General features: G+C 64.7%; 1 protein-coding gene and 1 pseudogene. Both read left to right on the top strand.

Annotated features, from left to right (window positions below; all coding sequences use genetic code 11):
- Positions 1–73: 73 nt before the first annotated feature.
- Positions 74–258 (top strand): annotated as a pseudogene (locus ASE07_RS30255) (condensation domain-containing protein); the annotation flags it as partial.
- A 1-nt stretch (position 259) separates the two neighbouring features.
- Positions 260–1,666 (top strand): non-ribosomal peptide synthetase (locus tag ASE07_RS27165; protein WP_235548658.1); only part of this gene is annotated, 1,407 nt, incomplete at both ends.

Raw genomic sequence — 1,666 nt, 5'->3', positions numbered from 1 at the left:
CATTACGGTCGTGTCGCGGGAAGAGCCGCTGCCCTTGTCGTATGCGCAGCAGCGGCTGTGGTTCCTGTCGCAGATGCAAGGGGTGAGCCAGGCGTACCACATGCCGATGGGCCTGCGCCTGGGCGGAGTGCTGAACCATCAGGCACTGCGGCTTGCGCTGGACCGCATCGTCGCCCGCCACGAAGCCTTGCGAACGACCTTCGTGCTGGAACAAGGCCAGCCGGTGCAGCGCATCGCCGCTGACACTGGCTTTGCATTNGACGCCGAAGCCAAACTCGACGAACTGGCCGAGGCCGAAGCTGCCGCACCGTTCGACCTAGCCACCGGCCCGCTGGTGCGCGGGCAACTGATCCGGCTCGCCGACGACGAGCATGTACTGCTGGTGACGATGCACCACATCGTCTCCGATGGCTGGTCGCAGGGAGTGCTGATCAACGAATTCAGCGCGCTGTACAACGCCTTCAGCAGCGGCAAAGAAGATCCGTTGCCGCCGCTGGCGATCCAGTACGCCGACTATGCGACCTGGCAGCGACGCTGGATCGATGGCGAGGTGCTGCAGGCGCAGGCGGCCTACTGGCAGCAGACGCTGGCTGGGGCACCGGCATTGCTGGAGTTGCCGACCGACCGGCCACGTCCGGCGGTGCAGGACTATGCAGGCGACGTGGTTGGCCTGGAACTGGATGCCGAACTGACGGCGGGCCTGAAGGCGCTGAGCCGGCGCCATGGCACCACGCTGTTCATGACCATCCTGGCCTGCTGGACCGCCGTGCTGGCACGCATGTCCGGCCAGGACGACCTGGTGATCGGCACCCCGGTGGCCGGACGCATGCGCGCCGAGGTCGAGCCGCTGATGGGCTTGTTCCTCAACACGCTGGCTCTGCGTATCGACCTATCTGGCCAGCCGGCTGTCGGGGAGTTGCTGCAGCAGGTGAAGCAACAGGCACTGGCCGCGCAGCAACACCAGGACCTGCCGTTCGAGCAGGTAGTCGATCTGGTCAAGCCCGAGCGCAGTCTGGCGCACAGTCCGCTGTTCCAGGTGATGTTCGTCTGGCAGAACAACGACGCCGGCCGACTGGAGCTGCCCGGCATGGATTGCATGCCGTACGGAGTGCAGGGCAGCACTGCCAAGTTTGACCTGACCCTGAACCTGGGCGAGGACGGCGACGTGATTGCCGGTGGATTGGAATACGCGACGGCGTTGTTCGAGCGTGCCAGCATCGAACGCATGCTGGGTTATCTGCAGCGTGCACTGGCGGCGATGGTGGACAACGACAGCCTGCAGGTTGYGCGGCTGCCACTGCTGGACGAGCAGGAACGCACGCAGTTGCTGGATGACTGGAACACAACACAGGTCGACTATCCGCAGGACCAGTGCATGCATCAGCTGTTCGAAGCACAGGCAGCAGCCACGCCGGACGCAGTGGCATTGCAACATGAAGCACAACAGTTGAGCTACGACGAACTCAACCGCCGCGCCAACCGCTTGGCGCGTCACCTGCGCAAGCTGGGTGTGGTGCCCGATGCGCGGGTAGCGATTTGCATGGAACGCAGCATCGACATGGTGGTCGCGATCCTGGCRGTGATGAAGGCTGGCGGCGCCTAYGTGCCGCTGGATCCGGACTACCCGGCCGAGCGACTTGTGTTCATGCTGACCGACAGTGCCCCG

The organism is Noviherbaspirillum sp. Root189 (assembly GCF_001428545.1).
GTDB lineage: Bacteria > Pseudomonadota > Gammaproteobacteria > Burkholderiales > Burkholderiaceae_D > Noviherbaspirillum.
The sequence above is the reverse complement of the archived record's forward strand: the minus strand, read 5'-3'. Positions and strand labels throughout refer to the sequence as shown.